Source organism: Nonomuraea sp. NPDC050478 (assembly GCF_044458265.1).
In the GTDB taxonomy this organism is placed as follows: domain Bacteria; phylum Actinomycetota; class Actinomycetes; order Streptosporangiales; family Streptosporangiaceae; genus Nonomuraea; species Nonomuraea ferruginea.
Map to the genome: position 1 here is coordinate 251676 of NZ_JBITHT010000003.1, position 21241 is coordinate 272916.

The window sequence follows — 21241 nt, forward strand, 5'->3', positions numbered from 1 at the left end:
TCCCCGATGACTGACACCCCTGTGGCCCATGATGTCCGTGGGAAGTCACGTCCGCTGAGACTCACCGCCGCCGCGTGCGCCCTGGCCGTGTTGACGTCCTGCGGTGTGCTGCCCCAGCCGGATCGCGCCGCCTCTCCGGCCGCGGACGCGTCGGCGCCCGCTCCGGCTGAGCCCGACACGCCCCAGCCCTCGCAAGGCACAGCCCCCCCTGCCGCTTCCACGAGCCCCTCCTACAGCGATCCGCACTCCGACGCCCGCCGACCCCTCGCCGGCGCCCTCGCCACCCACGCGGACCACGGCAAACGCACCGTCCGGGCCGACCTCGTCGGACTCAACCGGATCGGCGACCATGTCGCGGTCCAGGTACGTCTCACCGAAACGGGCGAACGCTCCATGTACGTGTGGCACCACGTCGAGGACCGCATGGCAAGCGGGCGCGACAAGGACGACATGGCATCCGGCCTCGGCATCATCGACGCCGCCGCCGGCCGCCTGCTCATGCCGTCGACCACGCCTGACGGTGGCTGCGCCTGCACCGTGGAGGACGACTTCGAGAGGCCGTGGCTCGAACCGGGCAAGCCACGCACCTTCTTCGCGCTGGTGCCCGCGCCCTCTGGGGGCGCCACCTCGGCGACCGTGTACACCCCGTTCGCCCCGCCCTTCGTCAACGTCCCCATCAGCGACGAACCACCGCAGCCGCCGCCCAACCAGCAGATCCCGGACCCGGCAACAGCCCAGCTCACGCCGCTCTCCTATCCGGTGGAACTGCCCTCGGCCAGCCTGGACAACAGCATGGAGACGACCACGGACGATCGGCGGGTACGCATCAACCTCTCCTCCGACGTGCTCTTCAAGGTGAACAAGGCGGACCTGTCCGCGGGCGCGCGCCACATGCTCGAACGCACCGCGGGCCAGATCGACGAGTCGGATGCCGCCGAGGTCGCGATCGACGGCCACGCGGACTCGACCGGCACCGACGCCATCAACCAGCCGCTCTCCGAACGCAGGGCCGACACCGTGCGCAAGGATCTCGCATCGCTGGTCACCCGGGAAGGGGTGACGTTCCGTGCGCGGGGCCACGGTTCCGCCCAGCCGCTGTACTCCAACGCCGACGCGGACGGCCGGCGCAAGAACCGCCGGGTAACGGTCAGTTTCGACCGGCCGGGGACACTGCCCGCGCCTTCCCCGAGCAGCACGCCGAGCCCTGTCGAGTCGGGGCGTCCCGGCGGTAGCAGCAGCACGAACGTCAAGGGACAACCCTTCACGGTCGAGGTCGACCCCATCCGCGTCATCGGCGAGGGGATCGGCCTCATGGTTTTCAGGACCACCAACAACGGCATCAAGGAGACCTGGCTGCACGACCTCAGCGATCGCCCGACGGCCCTGCCGGGCAGGGGCGGCATCGGCGGCGCCACGAACGTCGACGTGGTGGACCCCCGGGGCGAGACCCTCCACGGGGCCGCGGTCGTCTACGGCCGGCAAGGCTCCCGGCTCTACTGCCTGTGCACCCCCACCAAGTACAAGAGCGACCACCTAGCGCAGGAGACCAAGGAGCACTGGGCCGTCATCAGCCTGCCGCGGGACCCGTCGAGCGTGCGGGTCCGAGTAGCGGAGTTCCCGCCTCTGGCCGATGTGCCGGTCATCTAGACCGCCAGCCGCCGCGGCGCGTTACGCGACGAGTGCCTCCGCAACTGTCGCGTTCCGGGTAGCGACCAAGGAGGTGCGGCTGTTCGGCCTCGGGCCCTTCCCGCGCGGCCGGATGAACGCCGCCCGCCGCGCGATGGACCGCAGGGAACTGGCTGCTCGCCCTGCTGGCCGCGGCCGTCTCCGGCGGCGGGCTGGTCTGGCTGCTGGCCGGCGCCGCCGAGGGACGGTTCACCGTCGGGGACGTGTCCGTCTTCATCGCCGCGGTCGCGGGCGTGCAGGGCTCGCTCGGCGGCTCGGTCACCGCCGCCGCCTCGGCGCACCGGCTGCTGCTGTTCGGTCACTACACCGCGATCGTCAGGAGCGGCTCCGACCTGCCGGAGCCGGCCGAGCCTCGCGCCCTGCCGCCGCTTCGGAGCGGCATCGAACTGCGCGACGGCTGGTTCCGCTACAGCGACGAGCACCCGTGGGTGCTGCGTGGCGTCAGCCTGCGCATCCCGCACGGCTGTTCGACGGCGCTCGTCGGGCGCAACGGAGCCGGCAAGAGCATGCTGGTCAAGCCGCTGCGCGCGAGGCGCGATCCTGTGGGACGGAGCGGACATCCGGGACGTCCCGGCCACCGAACTGCGCGCCCGCATCGGCGCCGCCTTCCAGGACTTCGTCGCGTACGACTTCAGCGCCGCCGACAACCTGGCCGTCGGCGACCTGTCGGCGGCGAACTCCCCTGCCAGGATCGAGGAGGCGACCCGCCGCGCCGGGGTGCACGACGTGCTGGTGAGCCTGCCGCACGGCTACGACACGCTGCTGACCCGTATCTTCGCCGGCACGTTTCCCGAAGAGGACCCGCAGGTTGGGGCCATGCTGTAGGGCGGGCAGTGGCAGCGGGTCGCGCTCGCCCGGGCCTTCCTGCGCCGCGACCGCGACCTGATGATCCTCGACGAGCCGAGCGCCGGGCTGGACGCCGAGGCCGAGCACGACATCCACACGCGGCTGCGGCGGCTCCGGCGGGGCGGCACCACCCTGCTCATCACGCACCGGCTCGGCGCCGACCTCATCGTCGGCCTCGACGACGGACGGATCGCGGAGCAGGGTGACCATGACTCCCTGATGAGGGCGGACGGCCCCTACGCCCGCATGTTCGCCCTCCAGGCCGCCGGGTACGTCTCGCCCGCAGAGCTGCCATGATCGCGGCGGGGCTCGCGGCCGTGCTGTGGCTGCGCCGCCGCCAGGCCGGATACCATGCCCCCGGGGCGGCTCCTGGGCGTGGTGACCCGCCGCCTGGGCGCCACTTCCTGACCCCGTTCACGGTCGAGGTCGGGCCCATCCGCGTCCACCGGCTACGGCATCGGAAAGACCTCCTCGGCGATCAGCCCGTGGGGCCGATGTCGGGGCGTTCCTCCTCGCCCTCGGCGTGGTCTCGTTCCTCGGGGCGGTCCTCGTCGGGCCGCTCCGGCTCGTCGCGGGCCTCGGGAGGGTCCGCGGGGATGGGGCGGCGGGACTTCTCGGTGCTCGCGCCGGAGCGCTCCGCGACCACGTCGCTCTCCGCGCCGAGGCCGTCCGCCGCAGGGGGCGTGTCGCCGGGGTTCTCGCTCATACCTTCCCCGTGCCCTCACCTCATGGTTCGATGCGGGCGGGCCCGGATCCGATGGGGCCGGCGTCAGCCGGGCGCGGCGGCGAGCTCGGCGTCGATCTCGGCGCGGAGCGGCATCGAGGTGGACGCCCCCTCGCGCCGCACGGAAAGCGCCGCCGCCGCCGCGGCGAAGCGGAGGGCGTCGGCCGCCGGACGCCCTTCGGCGCGGGCCACCGCGAGCGCCCCGGCGAACGTGTCGCCCGCCGCCGTGGTGTCGACCGCCTTGACCGGTACGGCGGGCACATGGAGCCGCTCCCCCGCGCGCGACCCGTACAGCGCGCCCTGGGAGCCGAGCGTGATGACCGCCTCCTCGACCCGTTCGAGCAGCTTGTCCAGGGCGGCGCCGGGGTCGGCGGCGCCGGTGATGCCGGCGGCCTCGTGCTCGTTGGGCAGCAGCAGGGTGACCGCGTCCAGCAGGGCCTTGGGCAGCGCCTGGGCGGGGGCGGGGGTGAGGATGACGGGCACGCCGGCCTCGCGGGCGGCGCGGGCGGCGGCGGTGACGGCCGGCATCGGCAGCTCCAGCTGGAGCAGCAGCGCCCGCGAGGCGGCGATGACGGCGCGCTCGGCCGCGGTGGGGCCGGTGACGGTGCCGTTCGCGCCGGGGACGACGATGATCGAGTTGCCGCCCTCGTCGTCGACCACGATGTGCGCGATGCCGCTCACGCCGGGCGCCCGGCGCAGCAGCCCGACGTCGACGCCCGCCCCGGCGAGGGTGTCGCGCATCTCGGCCCCGAAGGCGTCCTCGCCGACCGCGCCCAGGAACGTCACCGGAGCGCCCGCGCGGGCGGCGGCGATGGCCTGGTTGGCGCCCTTGCCGCCGGGCACGGTGCGGAAGTCGCGCCCGGTCACGGTCTCGCCCAGCTTGGGCGCGCGGCCGACGTAGGCGACCAGGTCCATGTTGGCGCTGCCGAAGACGGTGATCACGGGTGCATCAACTCCTGGGTGCGGCGGGCCAGCTGTTCCAGGCCGACGCCGTCGAAGCCGGTCAGGCTGCTGGCCAGGCTGTCGCGCAGCGCCCACTCGCTGGGGACGCCGCCGTTCAGCGCGCCGGCGATGGAGCCCGCGGTGGCGCCGGCGGAGTCGGTGTCCCAGCCTCCGGCGACGGCTCCGGCGACGGTGGCGGTGAAGTCGCCGCGGCCGTGCACGAGGGCGGCGGCGATGAGGGCGGCGTTGCTGATCGTGTGCACCCAGTGCAGGTCGCCGTGCCGCTCGTGCAGCAGGTCGACGACGCGCTCGAAGTCGTCCTCGCGGGCGGCGTCCTCGGCCGCCTGCCGGACCGCCCGGTGCAGCCGGGATCGGGGCGGCACCACCGACAGCCCCGCCTCGACGACCTCCTCGGCGGAGCCGGCGACCATCGAGGAGGCGCACATGGCGGCCGCGAACATGGCGCCGTAGAGGCCGTTGGCGGTGTGGGTGAGCCGGGCGTCCCGCCAGGCGTACTCGGCGGCGGTGCCGGGATCGCCAGGGTTGACCCACCCGTACACGTCCGCCCTGATCAGCGCGCCGATCCACTCCCTGAACGGGTTGCGGCGGGTGGCGGTCCGCGGGGGCTCGACGCCGTCGAGGAGGTTGCGGTACGCGACGCGCTCGGCGGTGAACGTGCGCCCGGCGGGCAGCTCGTCGAGCCAGAGCCTGGCCACGTCGTCGGTGGAGAACCCGCGGCCGTGCCGTTCGAGCACGGACAGGGCGAGCAACGGGTAGTTGAGGTCGTCGTCCTCGGGGATGCCGTCGATGTTCTCGGCCAGGGAGTTGACGGCGCTGCGCCGGTTCCACGGCCACCGCGCGGCCACCTCGTCCGGCAGTCCCTCGGCGGTGAACCAGCCGCGGATCGGCCAGTTGCCGGTGGCCTCGGCGATCTCCCTGATGCCCGTACGCGGGATCTTCTCGACCGGCTTGCCGAGCACGCACCCGGCGGCGCGGCCCTGCCAGGCGCCCAGCACCCGGTCGTGGGCCGCGACGACGCCGCGCGCGGGCCGCGGCCAGCCGGGGCAGGCGGCGATGATCGCGAGCAGGTCGCCGGGCTCGTCGAGCGGCGAAGGGAGGGCGGCCAGCTCGTCCAGGAGCTCCTCGGCGAGCGGGCGCAGCGCCCCCGCGCCGGGCTCGGACGCGCCGGCGCGGGGCGGGGCGTCGTGCCCGCCGGCGGCGTGCCAGCGCTTCGCGACCAGCGTGGCGTCCCTGCCGTCCTCGGCCGCCTGCCTCAGCTCGTGGCCGACTAGGTCCTCGGGCTGGACCCAGGTGAGCCGGATCATCGATCCTCCAGGAGCGCGGCGAACGCGGCCTCGTGGGCGCGGCGCCGGGCCACGTCGCCGGCGTGCACGCGGCGGGCGACGGCGGCGAGGGCGCGGCCGGGCGCCACCAGGTCGGTGCGGCTGGCGATGCCCACCCGCTCGATCCACTCCTGCGGGACCGCGCCGAGGCCGCCCAGCGCGCCCGCGATGGCGCCGCCCATGGAGGCGATGGAGTCGGCGTCGCGGCCGTAGTTGACGCCGCCCAGCACCGTCTCCCGGTAGTCGCCCTTGGCGATCACCAGGAAGGCCAGGGCCAGCGGCAGCTCTTCGATGCTGTGCACGCGGCTCGGCCTGCGGGCGCCGAGGCCCTGGTCGCGGTAGGTGTCGGCGACCGTGTCGTAGGGCCGCACGGCGGCGCGGAGCGCCTCGAACGAGCCGTCCCAGTGGCCGAGCCCGCGAGCCGTCTCGCACACGGCCTCGATGGCGGCGCGGGTGCCGTCCTTGGCCAGCCGGATACAGGAGGCGACGACCGAGTCGGCGGTGGCGCCCGGCCGCATCGCCTCGGCCACCGCCGCCGCCATCACCCCGGCGGCCTCGCGGCCGTAGCTGGACTGGTGCGCGCCGGTCAGGTCGACGGCCTCGGCGTAGGCGGCGTCGGGGTCGCCCGCGTTGACGACGCCGACGGGGGCCACGTACATGGCGGCGCCGCAGTTGACGATGTTGCCGGTGCCGGCCTCGCGCGGGTCGGCGTGGCCGTAGTGGAGGCGGGCGACGATCCACTTCTCGGCCAGGAAGATCCGCTGCAGCGGCAGCGCCTCGGCCTCCAGCTCGGGGATCCACTGACGCTCGGCCATCAGCTCGGGCACCATGTGCTCGGCCATCGCGTACGCGTCGAGGTGGCCGCGCGCCTTCTCGTACACGCGGATGAGCGCGTGCGTCATGAGCGTGTCGTCGGTGATGTGGCCGTCGCCCTTGTGGTACGGGGCGATGGGGCGGGCGTTGCGCCAGTCGTCGTTGAACGGCGGCACGATGCCCTCGACCCGGCCGCCGTAGCGTTCCACGATCTGCTCGGGGGTCCAGCCCTCGGTCGCGCCGCCCAGCGCGTCACCGACCGCCGCCCCCGCCACGCAGCCAGTCGCCCTGTCTTCAAGCGGCGTCATGAGAGTCCTTTCAGAAGTTCGATGAGATCTTTGCCCGCCAGCTCCGGCAGGCAACAGCCGGCGAGCGTGCGGGCCGGTGTGATCCACCCCTCCGGGATCGCACCGTACCCCCCGCAGGCCCCCGTGAGCGCGCCCGTGAGCGCGGGGGCCGAGTCGGCCAGCGCGGCCAGGCACGCGGCGGCGGGCACGGCCCGGCCGAGCTCGCCGTCCGACGCCTCGGTCAGGGCGAGCGCGGCGGGCACGGTCAGCGCGGCGCCCACCCCGTAGCTGTAGACATGGTCGAGCAGGGCCGCGTCCAGCGCGGGCACCGCGCCGAACGGGTCGCCCGCCGCGCGGGCGGCGGCCAGCGCCAGGCGGGCGTTGTGCCCGATGGCGGTGTCCTCCGGCAGTACGGCGAGCGCGGCGCCGACGGCCTCGGCCGCCGAGCCGGTGGCGACGGCCTCGGCCACGGCGGCGGCGACGGCGCGGGCCCCGAGCAGGCCGTCTCCGGCGTTGGTGACCTGGGCGTCCTCGTCCGGTGCCGCGCCGCGCAGGCCGTAGGCGACGGCTCTCACGGCGGCGGCGTCGTCGAAGTGGTGCGGGTTGTCGTGGCCGCTGGCGGGCGGCTCGACGCCTCTGGCCAGGTTGTCCAGGGCGGTGGCGACCGAGACGCGGGCTCTGATGTCGTCGCGGCCGACGAGCGCCCGGAACGCGTCGGCGCGCGGCGTGCCCATGGTGAGCAGCGTCCAGGCGAGCCATTCCGCGTCGTCGGACGGGCCGACGGCCAGCGGCGCGGTCGGCTGGTTCAGCGCGAACGGCACCGGCAGCGTGGTGACCCGGTGCTCCTCGGCGAAGGCGTCCAGCTCCCGGTGGAGCCTGCGGCTCCAGGGGGCGTGCAGGGCGGCCCGATGCCTGGCCGCGGGCCAGCCCGCGGCGTCTCCCACGGCGAGCCCGATGACGGCTCCCGCGATCCTGTCCCCCGACATGCGTCCTACAGCCCTTCCATCCGCTCGTCGCCGGCATCCGGCCCCGCCGTTCCGCCTCCGGCCGCATCCGCGGATCCGCCCGGCCCCGCCGGAGGCCGTCCAGCCGCACCGGCAGATCCCGCCGGGCGGGGAAGTGCCGCCGATCCCGGCGTACCCGCGGATTCCGTCGTGGTTCCCCCGGGAGGCCCCGATCCCGCCGGGTTCTCGCCGGCACGGCCGGGTCGCGTCGCCCGGGTGCTCGCGGTTGCGTGAGCGGTGGCGAGGTCGTCAGCGACGTCCCGTATGTCCCGGCCCGCTACGACCGGCAGGCACTTCCCGGTGGCGGGGCCGATCCTGGCCGCCCAGCGCGCGGGCACGCCGCGCTCGCCCCGCGACGCGCCCGCGACGGCGCCCGCGATGGCGCCGATGGTGTCGGCGTCCCTGCCCAGGCTCACCCCGAAGGTGACGGACTCCTCCACGTCGCCCGCGCCGTACAGGTAGGCGGCCAGAGCCAGCGCCACCGCCTCGGGCGCGAGGTCCGTCCACGGGTAGTGCCTGACCACGACGGCCTCATGCAGCGCGACGGCCGGGTCGGGGGCGGCGAGCGCGGCGCGCGCCCGGACGATGTTCCTCGCCGTCCACGAGTCGGCGGCCACCGCCGACAGCGCCGCCTCCACCGCGTCGGACGGATCGGCCCCGGCCATCGCGGCGGCGACGGCCGCGGCGACCGCGCGGCCGCCGAGTATGCCTTCGCCCGACTGGCTGACCCGCCCGTCCTCAGTCACGAGCCGGGCCGCCTCCGCCGGGTCCCCCGGGCAGAACATCCCGTACGGGGCGGCCCGCATGGCGAGCCCGTCGGACCACCCGTGCTGGTGGACCAGCCCGGTCAGCGGCGGCTCCAGCCCGCGCCGCAGCGCCTGGACGGTGCCGAGCTCGGAGAACCCGGCCCCGCGCATCGGCCCGGTCACGGCCGGGATCACCCGCTCCCGGTACGCGGCCGCGACCAGCGCGGACGTCAGCCCGTGCCCGTGCTCGGCCAGCAGCCCGGCGGCGAAGATCGCGTACTCGGTGTCGTCGGTGCCGCCGCCCTCGATCTCGGTGAGCCGCCCCCAGCGGTGACGGATCTCCGCCGGGGTGAGGTTCTCGGCGGGCGCCCCGAGGGCGTCGCCGGCCGCCAGGCCGAGCAGACACCCCCGGGCCCTGTCGCGATACGTCACCGCTGATACCGCTCCAGCACGTCGTTGCCCTCCTCGACGAGCCGCTTGGCCGCCTCGTCCAGGGTGACCTTGTTGGCGAAGAACTCCTGCAGCACCGGCGTCGCCACCTTGCTCTTCCACTCGTCGTAGCCGTTCACCTTGAGGAACGGCGCCACCACGAGGTCCTTGGCGGAGGCGGTGGCGACGTCCCAGCCGTCCTCCTGGCCGGTGATCGACGGGTCGGAGGCGGCCTCCTGCGAGGTCGGCAGCAGCCAGTCGCCCTTGGCGAGGCGGGCCTGGTTCTTGCCGTTCAGGAAGAACGACATGAACTGGATGGCCTGCTCCTGGTGCTCGCTGTCGGCCGACACCGACAGGGTCTGCGACACCGCGCCCTGGTTGGAGGTGGTGCCCTTGAGCGGCGGCAGCGTCACCCACTCGAAGCCGTCGGGGGCCTGCTCGGCCACCTGCTGGCGCAGGTAGACGCCGACCGGGAGCATCGCGTACTTGTCGGCGAAGAAGCCGGGCAGCGGGTCGGCGGTGCCCATGCCGAGCGCCGCCGGGTCGGCCGTCTTGTCCTTGTAGAGCTGGTCGTGGATGCGCTGCAGGACCGCCTTCTCCTCGGGGCCGACCTTGACGGTGGTCTTGCCGCCGGCGGTCTGGAAGAAGGTGCCGTCGAAGTTCAGCGCCAGGTTGAGCACCTTGTTGACCGGCGACTTCATCGGCCAGGCGACGCCGTACGTGTCGCCCTTGGTGAGCTTCTTGCTCGCGTCGGCGAACTCGTTCCACGTCCACGGCTCCGCGGGCGTGGGCATGCGCACCCCGGCCTCGGTGAGCAGCTTCTTGTTGGCGATGATGACCTGCGACTCCTGGAGGAACGGCACGCCGAACACACCCTGGTTGCCGCTGCCGTCGTCGAAGGTGACGGTGTCCCAGGCGGCCTGCGGGATGTCGTTCTGCAGGGAGGCGGGCAGCTTGTCCTTCAGGTCGAGCAGGTAGCCCTTGGACGCGAAGCCGGCCAGCGCGGGCGAGTCGTCGTGGAAGACGTCCGGCGCGTCCCCGCCCTCGAACGAGGTGACGAGCTGGTCGTTGACGTTGTCCCAGCTGCCCTGGACGTAGGTGACCTGGATCTCCGGGTTGGCCTTGTTCCACTCCTCGACGATCGCCTTGTTGGCCTCCACCGACTCCTTCTGCCAGGCGAGGCTGAGGAAGTCCAGCTTGACCGGTTCGCCCGACCCGCCCGAGGAGTCGCCGGTGTCCCCGCCGCCGCTGCCGCACGCGGCGGCCAGCGCGACGACCGCCACCGCCGCCAACGCGGATTTGATACGCATCTGAGCCTCCTAGCCCTTCACAGCGCCGGCCATCAGGCCGGACCTGAGCCGTCGCTGGATGATTGCGAAAAAGATCAAGCTCGGGATCGTCGCCATCAGCGACGCCGCGGCCAGCGGGCCGAGCCTTGCCACTCCCTCGGGGCCGGTGAACCGCACCAGCGTCAGCGGGAGCGTCATCACGTCCGGGTCCTTCAGGACCACGAGCGCGAACAGGAACTCGTTCCACGACGAGATGAACGAGAACAGCAGCGTCGCCACCACGCCCGGCGCCAGCAGCGGGGCGACCACCTTGACGATCGCCCGTATCCGGCCCGCGCCGTCCACCGCCGCGGCCTCCTCCAGCTCGCGCGGCACGGAGCGCACGTACCCCTGGAGCATCCACAGCGCGAACGGCAGCGTGAACGTCACGTGCACCGCCACCAGCCCGGCCAGCGTGTTGACCAGGTCGAGCTCCCGCATGACCATGAACAGCGGGATGATGATCAGGATGAACGGGAACACCTGGCTGACCAGCACCCACCCGAGCGCGATCCGCTTCAGCACGCCCTGGTAGCGGGCCAGCGCGTAAGCAGCGGGCAGCGCGACCGCCACGGTCAGGAACGCGCTGGCCAGCGCCACGACGAGGCTGCGCAGCCCGGCCCCGACCAGGTCCTGCTCGCCGAACGCTGCGGCGAAGTTGGCCAGCGTCGGCTCCCGGGGGATCCAGGCGGGGTCCAGGCTGGCCATCTCCTGCGGCGTCTTCAGCGCCGTCGACAGCAGCCAGACCAGCGGGAAGCCCAGGAAGACCAGGTAGACCAGCAGCGCCGCGTACTGGGGGATCCTTCTCATGACGCCTCCCTCAGCTGCCGCCACAGGTAGACGCCGAGCAGGGCGAGCACGACGACCACGATGGCGACGCCGAGCGCGGCCGCGTAGCCGAAGAAGCCGTAGCGGAACGCCTCCTCGTACGCGAACAGCATCGGCAGCCTCGTCCGCCCGCCGGGCCCGCCCTGGGTGAGCACGTAGACCAGGCTGAACTGGTTGAAGTTCCACACGAAGTCGAGCGAGGTGATGGCCACGATGACCGGGCGGAGCTGGGGCAGCGTGATGTTCCAGAACCGGCGCCAGGTGCCCGCCCCGTCCATCGCGCCAGCCTCGTACAGCTCCTTGGGGACGGTCTGCAGGCCCGCCAGCAGCACCACCGTGGTCTGCGGCATGCCGCTCCAGACGCCCATGACGATGACGGCGGGCAACGCCCAGGTGAAGTCGGCCAGCCAGTTGATGTCGGTGCCGAGCGTGCTGTTCACGATGCCGGCGTCGGGATGGTAGACCAGCCGCCACATCAGGCCGATCACCACGGGCGGCATCGCCCACGGCACCATGGCCAGCACCCGGGCCACGCCGCGCAGCGCCAGTCGCTCGTTGAGCAGCAGGGCCAGCCCCAGCGAGGCGAGGAACTGCAGCGCGGTCACCGAGACCGCCCAGATCATCCCGACCTGCATGGACTGCCAGAAGTCGTCGTCGCCGAGCAGCGCGGTGAAGTTGTCCAGCCCGGCGAAGCTGGTGACGTGGTTCCTGCCGGACTCGGCGTCGGTGAACGCCAGCGAGATCCCGTACAGCAGCGGCCCGACGCTGAAGATCAGCACCGGCACCAGTGCCGGCAGCAGGAGCACCCACATCTCGCGGTTCTCGCGCGGCCCGCGCCCGTTCCGCCGATGACCGGCGGGCGGCGCGGGCCGCGTCGCCGTGGCCGTCACGGCGTCCCCCTCTCCGCACCTGGCGCCTGGTACGGTGCGGGCTCCTCCCCCGTCGTCGAAGCCCGTACCGCGAGGCGCGGCGGCACGGTCACCCTGCGGGGCTCCCTGTCGCCGTTCTTCAGCCGGTCGACCAGCAGCTCGGCGGCGGCCTTGCCACGTTCGGCCGACCCCAGCGAGACGCTGGTGAGCGACGGCCAGGAGGCCGCCGCCAGGTCGGTGTCGTCCATGCCGGCCACCGCCACGTCCTGCGGCACCCGCCGCCCGGCCGCGCGCAGCACGTCCAGCGCGCCGAGCGCGATCAGGTCGTTGGCGCACATCAGCGCGTCGACGTCGGGCCGCCGCTCCAGCAGCGCCGCGACGGCCCTGCCGCCCTCGGCGCGGTAGAAGTCGCCGATCTCGACCAGCTCCTCGTCGTACGGCAGCCCGAGGTCCTCCAGCGCCTCCCGGTACGCGGCCCCGCGCGCGGCGCCGGGCACCGTGTCGGTCGGGCCGTTGACCATGCCGATCGTGCGGCGGCCGAGCCGGTAGAGGTGGTCGATGGCCAGCTTCACGCCGGTGCGCGAGTCGGCCCTGACGTTGTCCACGGGCGTGCCCTCCGGCACCGACCCGATGATCACCACCGGGGCGCGGGCCGCGGCCAGCATGTCCAGGTGCTGCTCGGTGACGCGCAGCGGGCTCATGATCAGCCCGTCCACGTACCGCTCCCCCAGGCTGTGCAGCACGTCGATCTCGTCGGCCACCACCGCGTCCGTGGAGTGCAGGACGAGGCGGTAGCCGGCGGACTTGAGCACCGGCTGGATCTGGCGCAACATGGCCAGGTAGGCCGGGTTGCCGACGTCGGCCATGGCGAAGGCGACCTGGTGGGTGCGGCGGGACTTCAGGGAGCGGGCGACGGCGTTGCGCACATACCCGAGCTCCTCGGCGGCGGCCATCACCTTCCGCACGGTCTCCTGCCGGGTGGGCAGGCCGTTGAGCACCCGCGACACCGAGGCGATGGAGACACCGGCGCGCTCGGCGATCGTGGTGATCGTGGGTCCGTCGGCCAAGGCTGTCCCTTCCATGTACGTAAACGATTTCAGCAAAGAGACTGTAAACGTTTACTGCGTGTGCGCCATGTAACCCGCCCGCCACGTCCCCGGTCAAGTCACGATCCCATCACGCGCGACACGCCCGGAAAACAGAAGTGTGATGAAAACCACGCTTCAGGGGCAAAACCGGGCTTCGGGGGCATGACGCGCAGGGTGCGCGGGCCGAGCGGGACGATCATCAGATGGCGGGCGTCCCGGACCGGCGGGCGGCACCCGCGCGAGTCTCCGCCGCGAGCCCGAATCCGAGGGCGTCATGCCTGGTCAAAGGCCCTTTCAGCACCATCTGACGCCGCATCCCGGCACATCGGGGCTACGGTGAGACGTAAAGCATGGCGGGCGGCGCGGTCGTACGCGACGGCGCGCCCGGGTGGGAGACGCCGTGCGGCGGAGCGGCCGCCACGGCGCCGCGGACACGTTGAGCGGCGCTTTCCGCTACACGAACCGCTGGTATCCGCCATGATTAGCCACTGCACTACGGGTAACAGAATCCCCGATCGTTAACTCCCCGAGGAGAACTACTGATGGCACTTCCTACTCTCACCCCCGAGCAGCGCAAGGCGGCGCTGGAGAAGGCCGCGGAGGCCCGTGCCGCCCGCACCGCCCTGCTGGCGAAGGTCAAGGCGGGCGAGCTGTCGTTCTCGCAGCTGCTCGAGCGCGACGACGACATCGCCAAAAAGATCAAGGTGTCGCAGGCCCTGCGCGCCGTGAAGGGCGTCGGCCCGGCCAAGGCCACCGCTCTGATGGAGGAGGCCGGCGTCGACGAGAAGCGCCGCCTCGGCGGCCTGGGCGCCCAGCAGCGCAAGAAGCTGGTCGAAGCGCTCGGCTGACCACCGGGCGGCCAGGTCCGCGCGATGCCCGCGCGGACCGGCCGGCGACACCGGGATCGGCCGGCGCCGAGGGATGCCGGCCGTCGCACAAAGGGGATGACCGGGCCAAGTGGGGGCTGACGGGCGGATGTCACCGCCCCGAGGCGGGCCCGGTTCCGGCTGGCGCGACCAACGGGCACGCCAGCTGCTCCGGCCCTCGCCGGGGCAGGCCCGGCGGTCGGCACGGCCGCCCGCCGCACCGGCACGACCGCCGCCCAGGGCGGCCCCGGGTCGCGCCGCGGGGGTGACACGCGCTCAGGAGCCGCGCGGCAGAGCGACGCGCTCAGGCGCGCGTCATCATCACAGCGCGCTCAGGAGCGCAGGTAGGCCAGGACGGCCAGGACCCGGCGATGCTGGTCGCTGTCGTCGGCGTAGAGGCCGAGCTTGCTGAAGATGCTCCTGATGTGCTTCTCCACGGCCCCGTCGCTGATGACGAGCTGCCTGCCGATGGCGGGGTTGGACTTCCCCTCCGCCATCAGGCCCAGCACCTCGCGCTCACGCGGGGTGAGCGAGGCGAGCGGGTCGTCCCTGCGCCTGCGCACCATCAACTGCGACACCACCTGCGGGTCGAACACGGTCCCGCCCGCGGCGACCCGCCGCAGGCCCTCCAGGAACTCCTCCACGTCGACGACCCGGTCCTTCAGCAGGTAACCCACCGCGCCCCTGGCGTCGGCGAGCAGGTCGTCGGCGTACGACACCTCGACGTACTGCGACAGGATGAGCACCGGCGCCCCCGGCACCAGCTCCCTGGCCCGCACGGCGGCGCGCAGCCCCTCGTCGGTGAAGCTCGGCGGCATCCGCACGTCCACCACCGACACGTCCGGCCGGTGGGCGGCGACGGCCTCGACGAGGGCGTCGCCGTCGCCGACGGTCGCCACCACCTCGCAGCCGAACTCCTCAAGCAGCCTGACCAGGCCCTCCCTGATCAGCACGGCGTCATCGGCCACGACTACACGCACGGCACCTCCGCTACGATCACCGTCGGCCCGCCTTCCGGCGAGCTCACCGCGAGCTCCCCGTCGACGGCGCGGAGCCGGTCGGCCAGCCCGGCGAGACCGTGTCCCTTGGCGACGTGCGCGCCGCCGACCCCATCATCCCCGATGCTCAGCACCAGGCGATCACCGGTGTGCACCAGCCGGATGGTGCAATGGGATGCCCGGCTGTGCTTGGCCACGTTGGTGAGCGACTCGGCGACGACGAAGTAGACCGCGTTCTCGACCGCGGCGTCGTACCGGCCGGTGGCCCGCACGTCCAGGTCGACGGGGACGGTGCAGCGGCCGGCGAGGGCGGCCAGGGCGGGCGCGAGCCCGCGGTCGGACAGGACGGGCGGGGCGATGCCGCGCGACAGGGCGCGCAGCTCGTCGAGCGTCTCGCGGGTCGAGGTGATCGCGGACCTGATCGTGGCCTGGGCGGCCTCGGGGTCCTTGTCGAGCTGCCGCTGCGCCCGCGACAGCTCCATGGCCAGCGACACCAGCCGCTGCTGGGGGCCGTCGTGGATGTCGCGCTCCAGCTTGCGCAGCGCGTTGGCCTCGGCGGAGACCGCGGCGGCACGCCCCTCGGCCAGGTCGTCGATGCGCTCCTGCAGCTCGGCCACGCCGGTGAGCAGCACCCGGCCGAGACCGGCGCGCAGCAGCGAGGAGCCACGCACCACGAACGGCATGATCAGCAGGAACAGGAACCCCAGCGTCACGTAGAAGACCAGGTTGACCAGGTAGCCGTCGCCCAGGCCGAGCAGCTCGGGCAGCTCGACGTTGCCCGGGATGCGCGAGGTGACCAGGCCGTAGATCGGATAGGTCAGGCCGGCCAGGGGCACCGCCCAGAAGACCGTGGTGAGCACGAACGACACCAGCGCGAGCGGGAAGTTCACGATGGCGTGCAGCAGGTCGAGCCAGGACTGGCCGCTGGTGAGCGGGTTGATGATCCGGCGGAAGCGGCCGGCGCCCGGCGGCGGCGCCTTGTAGCGGGGGCGTACGGGCGGGCGCTTGAGCACGTCGGAGAGCCAGCCGCGCTCCGCGTCGGCGAACAGGCGGGCGGCCAGCATCGTCCCGGCCAGCACCGGCACGCCGATCCACACGACCATGCCGCCGAGGCCCGCGGCCAGCCCGGCGATCGAGATCACGAAGGCGAGCGCCGTCGCGGGGAACCCCACGAGCGTGTAGCGGGTGTCCAGCAGAACCCGCCTTGTCAGGGAGCGCATGCCCCAAACGCTAAGGCCCCCGCGTGCCCTTTTCGACCCGGTCTGCCGGTGTCAGGGGGTGGGGACAGCCCTACCCCCGGCGGTCCTGCCGGCCTGCCCGGAAGACGGTGGCGCGCGTCAGTGTGCCCGGGAGCCGCGGACGGAAGCCTTGAACCCATCGTTCCCCCGATGAATCGAGGCATCCCCGATGACCGTCCTGCTGGAGCGGCCGCGCACCGCGCCGCCCGCCGCACGCGATCCGTTCATCGACGTCCTGCGGGTGCTCGGCATGGCGCTGGTGGTGCTGCAGCACTGGACCATCCCGGTGCTCGGCTACGACGGCGCCCGGCTGACCACCGGCAACGCGCTGGCCACGCCGGGCGTGTGGGTGGTGACGTGGATCAGCCAGGTGATGCCGCTGGTGTTCTTCGCGGGCGGGGCGGCGAACGCGATCAGCTTCCGCCGCTCCACCGCCGGCGGGCCGCGCTGGCTGACGGGCCGGCTGCGGCGGCTGGCCTGGCCGCTGCTGCCGCTCGCCGCGGTCTGGATCCCGCTGCCGCACCTGCTGCTCGCGCTGGGCGTGCCCGAGCAGCCGCTGCAGGTGGGGGCCCGGCTGACGGGCCAGCTGCTGTGGTTCCTCGCCGTCTACCTGATCGCCGTGGTCGCGACCCCGTACCTGCTGGGCCTGCACGAGCGGTACGGTGCGCGCGTGCCGATGGCGCTGGCCGCCGGGGCGGTGCTGACGGACGTGGCCCGGTTCGCGTCCGGGATCGACGCGGCCGGCTACCTGAACGTGGTCTTCGTGTGGCTGGCGGTGCACCAGCTCGGATTCCTGTACGCGGACGGGCGGCTGGCGCGGCCGGGCCTGATGGCGGCCTGCGGGTACGGGGCGGCGGCGCTGCTGGTCGCGTTCGGCCCGTACCCGGGCAGCATGATCGGGCTGCCCGGCGCCGAGACCTCGAACATGGCGCCGCCCACGCTGGCGATCATGGCCGTCGGGTTCGGGCAGGTGGGGCTGACCGTCCTGCTGCGGGAGCGGATCCTGCGGCTGCCGCTGCGCCGCCTGCTCGCCTGGGCGGGGCCGCGGATGATGACCGCGTACCTGTGGCACATGCCGGCGCTGTTCGCGGTGACGGGCGTGGTCGTGGTGGGGCTGGGCGTGCGCACGCCCGAACCCGGCGGCGGGGACTGGTTCGCGGGGTGGCCGCTCTGGTTCGGGCTGCTGTGCCTGGTGCTGTGGCCGCTGATGCGGTGGTTCGCCCGGTACGAGGAGCCGCCCGCGTTCGCGTACGGGATCGCCGGCTGGGGCATCGCGCTGGCGGCGGCCGCGCTGGTCGGCGGCGGGCTGCTGACGCTGACCGTCGCGGGGTTCGCGCCGGGGGCGGCGCCGGTGGCGGCGGTCGCGGCGATCGCGGGCGGGCTGTGGCTGACGAGGGTGAGCGCGCCGAAACGCGACCGTCATCTCGCCGGGGCAGAATGACACGCCATGACGACCATCCGCCCGCCGGTCGAGTCCGATCTGCCCGCCGTGGCCGCGGTCTACGCCCACTACGTCACCGAGACCGTCGCCACCTTCGACGAGACGCCGCCGACCGTGGACGAGTGGCGGGCGAAGGCGGCGGCGATCACCGGGGCGGGGCTGCCGTTCCTGGTGGCCGAGGAGGACGGCGAGGTGCTCGGGTTCGCCTACGCCGCCCGCTACCGGCCCAAGCCCGCCTACCGGCACACGCTGGAGGACACCGTCTACCTCGCGCCCGGGGCGACCGGGCGCGGGCTCGGCGGGATGCTGCTGGCCGAGCTGATCGCCGCCGCCCGGCAGGCGGGCGCACACCAGCTTGTCGCGGTCGTCGCGGGCAGCGGCGAGGAGACGGCGTCGCTCAACCTGCACGCCGCCTTCGGGTTCGTGGAGGCGGGACGGCTGCGCCGGGTGGGGTTCAAACACGGCCGCTGGATCGACACCACGCTGCTCCAACTCGGCCTGGGGTCCTAGCATCCCGCAGACTTCGGCAGGATAGAGGTGTGAGCCTTCTCATCGACCGCCTGCCCGACGAGATCGACGCCGATCCCGACACCATCTACGAAGCGTTCGCCTCCTGGAACGCCGAGAGGGGGCTCACGCTCTATCCCGCCCAGGAGGAGGCGCTGATCGAGGTGGTCTCGGGCAGCAACCTGATCCTGGCCACCCCCACCGGCTCCGGCAAGAGCCTGGTCGCCGCCGGCGCCCACTTCACCGCCCTGACCCGCGACCAGCGGACCTTCTACACCGCGCCGATCAAGGCGCTGGTGTCGGAGAAGTTCTTCGACCTGTGCGCCGTCTTCGGCACCGAGAACGTCGGCATGATGACCGGCGACGCCAGCGTCAACCCGGGCGCGCCGATCATCTGCTGCACCGCCGAGATCCTGGCCAACGTGGCGCTGCGCGACGGCGCCAGGGCCGACATCGGCCAGGTGGTGATGGACGAGTTCCACTTCTACGCCGAGCCCGACCGCGGCTGGGCCTGGCAGGTGCCGCTGCTGGAGCTGCCGCACGTGCAGTTCGTTCTGATGTCGGCGACGCTCGGCGACGTGTCCATGTTCGAGCGCGACCTGACCCGGCGCACCGGCCGCCCCACGGCCGTGGTCAAGAACGCCGAGCGGCCCGTCCCGCTGGTCTACTCCTACCGGATGACGCCGCTGCACGAGACGCTCGAGGAGATGCTGTCCACCTCCCAGGCGCCCGTCTACGTGGTCCACTTCACGCAGGCGGCCGCCATGGAGCGCGCCCAGTCGCTGATGAGCATCAACATGTGCACCAAGGCCGAGAAGGAAGCGATCGCCACGATGATCGGCGGCTTCCGGTTCACCACGCGCTTCGGCCGCGCCCTGTCGAGGCTGGTCCGCCACGGCATCGGCGTCCACCACGCGGGCATGCTGCCCAAGTACCGGCGGCTGGTCGAGCGGCTGGCCCAGGCCGGGCTGCTCAAGGTCATCTGCGGCACCGACACGCTCGGCGTGGGCGTCAACGTGCCGATCCGCACGGTGCTGTTCACCGCGCTGTCCAAGTACGACGGCAACAAGGTGCGGCGGCTGCGCGCCCGCGAGTTCCACCAGATCGCCGGCCGGGCGGGCCGCGCCGGGTTCGACACCATCGGTTACGTCGCCTGCCAGGCCCCCGAGCACGACATCGAGAACGCCCGCGCGCTGGCCAAGATCGGCGACGACCCGAAGCGGCGGCGCGGCTACGCCCGCAAGAAGCCGCCGGAGGGGTTCGTCGGCTGGAGCGAGGAGACGTTCCAGAAGCTCCAGCAGGCCGAGCCCGAGCCGCTCCAGTCCCGGTTCAAGGTGAGCAACGCGATGCTGCTGGCCGTCATCAACCGGCCCGGCGACTGCTTCCAGGCGATGAAGCACCTGCTCACCGACAACCACGAAGACCGCAAGTGGCAGCGGCGGCACATCAGCCAGGCCATCGCGATCTACCGGTCGCTGCTGGCCGGCGGCGTCGTCGAGCAGCTCCGCGAGCCCGACGAGCAGGGCCGCCGCGCCCGGCTGACCATCGAGCTGCAGGAGGACTTCGCGCTCAACCAGGCGCTGTCGACGTTCGCGCTGGCCGCCTTCGAGCTGCTCGACCGCGAGTCGCCCGGCTACGCCCTCGACATGGTGTCGATCGTCGAGTCCATCCTGGACGACCCGCGCCAGATCCTGTCGGCCCAGCTGAAGAAGGCGCGCGGCGAGGCCGTCGCCGAGATGAAGGCCGACGGCGTCGAGTACGAGGAGCGCATGGAGGCGCTCGCCGAGATCATGTACCCGATGCCGCTGGAGGACCTGCTGCTCGGCGCGTACGAGACCTACCGGCGCGGCCACCCGTGGGTCGGCGACTACACCGTCAGCCCCAAGTCCGTGGTCCGCGACCTGTACGAGCGGGCGATGACGTTCAGCGAGTACATCCAGTTCTACGAGCTGGCCCGCTCCGAGGGCACCGTGCTGCGCTACCTGGCCGACGCCTACCGCACGCTCTCGCGTACCGTCCCCGAGCACCTGAAGACCGAGGAGTTCGTCGACCTGATCGAGTGGCTCGGCGAGCTGGTGCGCCAGGTCGACTCCAGCCTGATCGACGAGTGGGAGAAGCTCGCCAACCCCGGCGAGGCGCTGGAGCGGCGCGACCAGCTGGAGACCAAGGTGCGCCCGGTCACCGGCAACCCGCGGGCGTTCCGGGTGCTGGTGCGCAACGCCATGTTCAGGCTCGCCGAGCTGTGCGCGCTGGAGAAGGAGGCGGAGCTGGAGGAGCTCGCTCCCGACGTCGACTGGGGCGCCGCGCTCGACGCCTACTACGACGAGCACGAGGAGATCCTCACCGACGCCGACGCCCGCGGGCCGGCGCTGCTGCGCATCGAGGAGGAGCCCGGCGTCTGGAAGGTCCGCCAGACTGTGAAGGACCCCGCGGGCGACGGCGACTGGGGCATCGACGCCCAGGTCGACCTGACGGCGTCCGACGAGGAGGGCCACGCCGTCATCCACGTGCAGGGGCTCAACCGGCTCTAGGAAGTCAGCGCCCTCGTCATGAACACGCTGTTGGGGTCGGGGCGGTAGTCCGCGAACGGCTCGCAGAAGGTGAAGCCGAATTTCTCGTACAGCCGCCGCGCCGGCAGGTAGAACTCGGCGGAGCCGGTCTCGAGGCTCAGCCGCCGGATCCCCATCCGCTCCGCCTCGGCGATGATGTGGGCGAGCAGGAAGGACGCCACGCCACCGCGCTTGCGGGCGGTGGCCGTGCGCATGGACTTGAGCTCGGCGTGTCCGGGGTCGAGCCGCTTGATCGCGCCGCAGCCGACCAGCGTGCCGTCGTCCCACACGGACCAGAACGTGATCTCGGGGCGGCGCAGGCCGTCGAGGTCGAGGGCGTGTTTGCTCTCGGGCGGCGTGGTGGACAACATCTCTCTGACGTGCTCGTCCAGGAATTTGGCGATCTCGTCGCCGGTGAGGTCGTCGACCACGATCTCCATTTTTGCCGCCCCCTCCGCTCGCCGATTGACGGTACATCTCCCGCGTTAAGGGGATGTTTCGGCGTTTTCACGGAGGGAGACTCTCTCCCCGGGGTCCTGGGCTGGCCCCCGCGAAGAGCAGCCCCGGCTCCCGGCGGGGAAAGAAAAAGCCGTGTGCCGGAATGGACTGGCAAGGGCATTCCGGCACACGCCTGTTAATTCATAATCGCTTCACGATGTTCGGCGTCTCGTCATGACAATGTCCCAAGATCGTGACATTTCGGCCTTCC

Annotated in this window: 19 protein-coding genes and 1 pseudogene; 7 read left to right on the forward strand and 13 right to left on the reverse strand. The window is 72.8% G+C overall.

All coding sequences use genetic code 11. From position 1 onward, the window contains the following. Positions 1-6 precede the first annotated feature (6 nt). The 3 genes and pseudogenes from ACIBF7_RS15615 to ACIBF7_RS15625 all read left to right on the forward strand — a co-directional run bounded on the left by ACIBF7_RS15615 (position 7) and on the right by ACIBF7_RS15625 (position 2829). Positions 7-1647: an OmpA family protein gene (locus tag ACIBF7_RS15615; RefSeq protein WP_397197397.1), complete on the forward strand. Its 1641-nt coding sequence runs from the start codon at positions 7-9 to the stop codon at positions 1645-1647. A gap of 467 nt (positions 1648-2114) precedes the next feature. Next, positions 2115-2183: pseudogene (locus ACIBF7_RS15620) on the forward strand (hypothetical protein); the annotation flags it as partial. 388 nt (positions 2184-2571) lie between these two features. Next, complete coding sequence (locus ACIBF7_RS15625) at positions 2572-2829, forward strand: hypothetical protein (protein WP_261808458.1); 258 nt, start codon at positions 2572-2574, stop codon at positions 2827-2829. Positions 2830-3010: 181 nt separating this feature from the next. Here ACIBF7_RS15625 and ACIBF7_RS15630 read toward each other — a convergent pair whose 3' ends face one another. The 10 genes from ACIBF7_RS15630 to ACIBF7_RS15675 all read right to left on the reverse strand — a co-directional run bounded on the left by ACIBF7_RS15630 (position 3011) and on the right by ACIBF7_RS15675 (position 12912). After that, complete coding sequence (locus tag ACIBF7_RS15630) at positions 3011-3238, reverse strand: hypothetical protein (protein ID WP_148030730.1); 228 nt, start codon at positions 3236-3238, stop codon at positions 3011-3013. 63 nt (positions 3239-3301) lie between these two features. Beyond that, positions 3302-4198 (reverse strand): ribokinase, encoded by an 897-nt coding sequence (gene rbsK, locus ACIBF7_RS15635; RefSeq protein ID WP_397197398.1) that lies wholly within the window; start codon positions 4196-4198, stop codon positions 3302-3304. After that, complete coding sequence (locus tag ACIBF7_RS15640) at positions 4195-5523, reverse strand: ADP-ribosylglycohydrolase family protein (RefSeq protein WP_397197399.1); 1329 nt, start codon at positions 5521-5523, stop codon at positions 4195-4197. Before ACIBF7_RS15640 ends, rbsK begins: the two co-directional genes overlap by 4 nt. Continuing rightward, positions 5520-6662 (reverse strand): ADP-ribosylglycohydrolase family protein, encoded by a 1143-nt coding sequence (locus ACIBF7_RS15645; RefSeq protein WP_345482695.1) that lies wholly within the window; start codon positions 6660-6662, stop codon positions 5520-5522. Before ACIBF7_RS15645 ends, ACIBF7_RS15640 begins: the two co-directional genes overlap by 4 nt. After that, positions 6659-7627: an ADP-ribosylglycohydrolase family protein gene (locus ACIBF7_RS15650; RefSeq protein WP_148030726.1), complete on the reverse strand. Its 969-nt coding sequence runs from the start codon at positions 7625-7627 to the stop codon at positions 6659-6661. The genes ACIBF7_RS15645 and ACIBF7_RS15650 overlap by 4 nt, the downstream gene beginning before the upstream one ends. A 5-nt stretch (positions 7628-7632) precedes the next feature. Further along, positions 7633-8823 carry an ADP-ribosylglycohydrolase family protein gene (locus ACIBF7_RS15655; protein WP_261808457.1) on the reverse strand — a complete coding sequence of 397 codons (1191 nt, stop codon included), beginning with the start codon at positions 8821-8823 and terminating at the stop codon, positions 7633-7635. Next, complete coding sequence (locus ACIBF7_RS15660) at positions 8820-10130, reverse strand: sugar ABC transporter substrate-binding protein (protein WP_148030725.1); 1311 nt, start codon at positions 10128-10130, stop codon at positions 8820-8822. Before ACIBF7_RS15660 ends, ACIBF7_RS15655 begins: the two co-directional genes overlap by 4 nt. Before the next feature lie 9 nt (positions 10131-10139). After that, positions 10140-10958 (reverse strand): carbohydrate ABC transporter permease, encoded by an 819-nt coding sequence (locus ACIBF7_RS15665; protein WP_397197400.1) that lies wholly within the window; start codon positions 10956-10958, stop codon positions 10140-10142. After that, a complete protein-coding gene (locus tag ACIBF7_RS15670; protein WP_397197401.1) occupies positions 10955-11866 on the reverse strand; it encodes a carbohydrate ABC transporter permease in 912 nt (303 codons plus the stop codon). The genes ACIBF7_RS15665 and ACIBF7_RS15670 overlap by 4 nt, the downstream gene beginning before the upstream one ends. Further along, positions 11863-12912: a LacI family DNA-binding transcriptional regulator gene (locus ACIBF7_RS15675; protein ID WP_397197402.1), complete on the reverse strand. Its 1050-nt coding sequence runs from the start codon at positions 12910-12912 to the stop codon at positions 11863-11865. Before ACIBF7_RS15675 ends, ACIBF7_RS15670 begins: the two co-directional genes overlap by 4 nt. 563 nt (positions 12913-13475) lie before the next feature. Between ACIBF7_RS15675 and mihF the strand changes: the two genes are divergently transcribed. Further along, complete coding sequence (gene mihF, locus ACIBF7_RS15680) at positions 13476-13781, forward strand: integration host factor, actinobacterial type (protein ID WP_101784984.1); 306 nt, start codon at positions 13476-13478, stop codon at positions 13779-13781. Positions 13782-14131: 350 nt separating this feature from the next. Here mihF and ACIBF7_RS15685 read toward each other — a convergent pair whose 3' ends face one another. Both ACIBF7_RS15685 and ACIBF7_RS15690 read right to left on the reverse strand, forming a co-directional pair. Further along, positions 14132-14779, reverse strand: a complete 648-nt coding sequence (locus tag ACIBF7_RS15685; RefSeq protein ID WP_148030722.1) for a response regulator transcription factor — start codon at positions 14777-14779, stop codon at positions 14132-14134. Continuing rightward, complete coding sequence (locus ACIBF7_RS15690) at positions 14770-16017, reverse strand: sensor domain-containing protein (RefSeq protein WP_148030721.1); 1248 nt, start codon at positions 16015-16017, stop codon at positions 14770-14772. The genes ACIBF7_RS15685 and ACIBF7_RS15690 overlap by 10 nt, the downstream gene beginning before the upstream one ends. Before the next feature lie 187 nt (positions 16018-16204). Between ACIBF7_RS15690 and ACIBF7_RS15695 the strand changes: the two genes are divergently transcribed. Genes ACIBF7_RS15695 through ACIBF7_RS15705 form a run of 3 tightly spaced genes read left to right on the forward strand, consistent with a single transcriptional unit; the run spans position 16205 to position 20514 of the window. Beyond that, positions 16205-17476 carry an acyltransferase gene (locus tag ACIBF7_RS15695; RefSeq protein ID WP_397197404.1) on the forward strand — a complete coding sequence of 424 codons (1272 nt, stop codon included), beginning with the start codon at positions 16205-16207 and terminating at the stop codon, positions 17474-17476. Between the two features lie 6 nt (positions 17477-17482). Further along, positions 17483-17986: a GNAT family N-acetyltransferase gene (locus tag ACIBF7_RS15700; protein WP_271279276.1), complete on the forward strand. Its 504-nt coding sequence runs from the start codon at positions 17483-17485 to the stop codon at positions 17984-17986. A gap of 29 nt (positions 17987-18015) precedes the next feature. Beyond that, complete coding sequence (locus ACIBF7_RS15705; protein WP_148030718.1) at positions 18016-20514, forward strand: RNA helicase; 2499 nt, start codon at positions 18016-18018, stop codon at positions 20512-20514. Here ACIBF7_RS15705 and ACIBF7_RS15710 read toward each other — a convergent pair. After that, positions 20511-20972, reverse strand: a complete 462-nt coding sequence (locus tag ACIBF7_RS15710) for a GNAT family N-acetyltransferase (RefSeq protein ID WP_148030717.1) — start codon at positions 20970-20972, stop codon at positions 20511-20513. The two genes, ACIBF7_RS15705 and ACIBF7_RS15710, sit on opposite strands and share 4 nt — an antisense overlap. Positions 20973-21241 lie beyond the last annotated feature (269 nt).

Bases quoted from the DNA above. Each gene is read 5' to 3' on its own strand.
- ACIBF7_RS15700 (WP_271279276.1), top strand. From the start codon at position 17,483: ATGACGACCATCCGCCCGCCGGTCGAGTCCGATCTGCCCGCCGTGGCC.
- ACIBF7_RS15650 (WP_148030726.1), bottom strand. From the start codon at position 7,627: ATGTCGGGGGACAGGATCGCGGGAGCCGTCATCGGGCTCGCCGTGGGA.
- ACIBF7_RS15710 (WP_148030717.1), bottom strand. From the start codon at position 20,972: ATGGAGATCGTGGTCGACGACCTCACCGGCGACGAGATCGCCAAATTC.
- ACIBF7_RS15630 (WP_148030730.1), bottom strand. From the start codon at position 3,238: ATGAGCGAGAACCCCGGCGACACGCCCCCTGCGGCGGACGGCCTCGGC.
- ACIBF7_RS15625 (WP_261808458.1), top strand. From the start codon at position 2,572: ATGATCCTCGACGAGCCGAGCGCCGGGCTGGACGCCGAGGCCGAGCAC.
- ACIBF7_RS15645 (WP_345482695.1), bottom strand. From the start codon at position 6,662: ATGACGCCGCTTGAAGACAGGGCGACTGGCTGCGTGGCGGGGGCGGCG.
- ACIBF7_RS15690 (WP_148030721.1), bottom strand. From the start codon at position 16,017: ATGCGCTCCCTGACAAGGCGGGTTCTGCTGGACACCCGCTACACGCTC.
- mihF (WP_101784984.1), top strand. From the start codon at position 13,476: ATGGCACTTCCTACTCTCACCCCCGAGCAGCGCAAGGCGGCGCTGGAG.
- ACIBF7_RS15615 (WP_397197397.1), top strand. From the start codon at position 7: ATGACTGACACCCCTGTGGCCCATGATGTCCGTGGGAAGTCACGTCCG.
- ACIBF7_RS15695 (WP_397197404.1), top strand. From the start codon at position 16,205: ATGACCGTCCTGCTGGAGCGGCCGCGCACCGCGCCGCCCGCCGCACGC.
- ACIBF7_RS15640 (WP_397197399.1), bottom strand. From the start codon at position 5,523: ATGATCCGGCTCACCTGGGTCCAGCCCGAGGACCTAGTCGGCCACGAG.
- ACIBF7_RS15660 (WP_148030725.1), bottom strand. From the start codon at position 10,130: ATGCGTATCAAATCCGCGTTGGCGGCGGTGGCGGTCGTCGCGCTGGCC.
- ACIBF7_RS15665 (WP_397197400.1), bottom strand. From the start codon at position 10,958: ATGAGAAGGATCCCCCAGTACGCGGCGCTGCTGGTCTACCTGGTCTTC.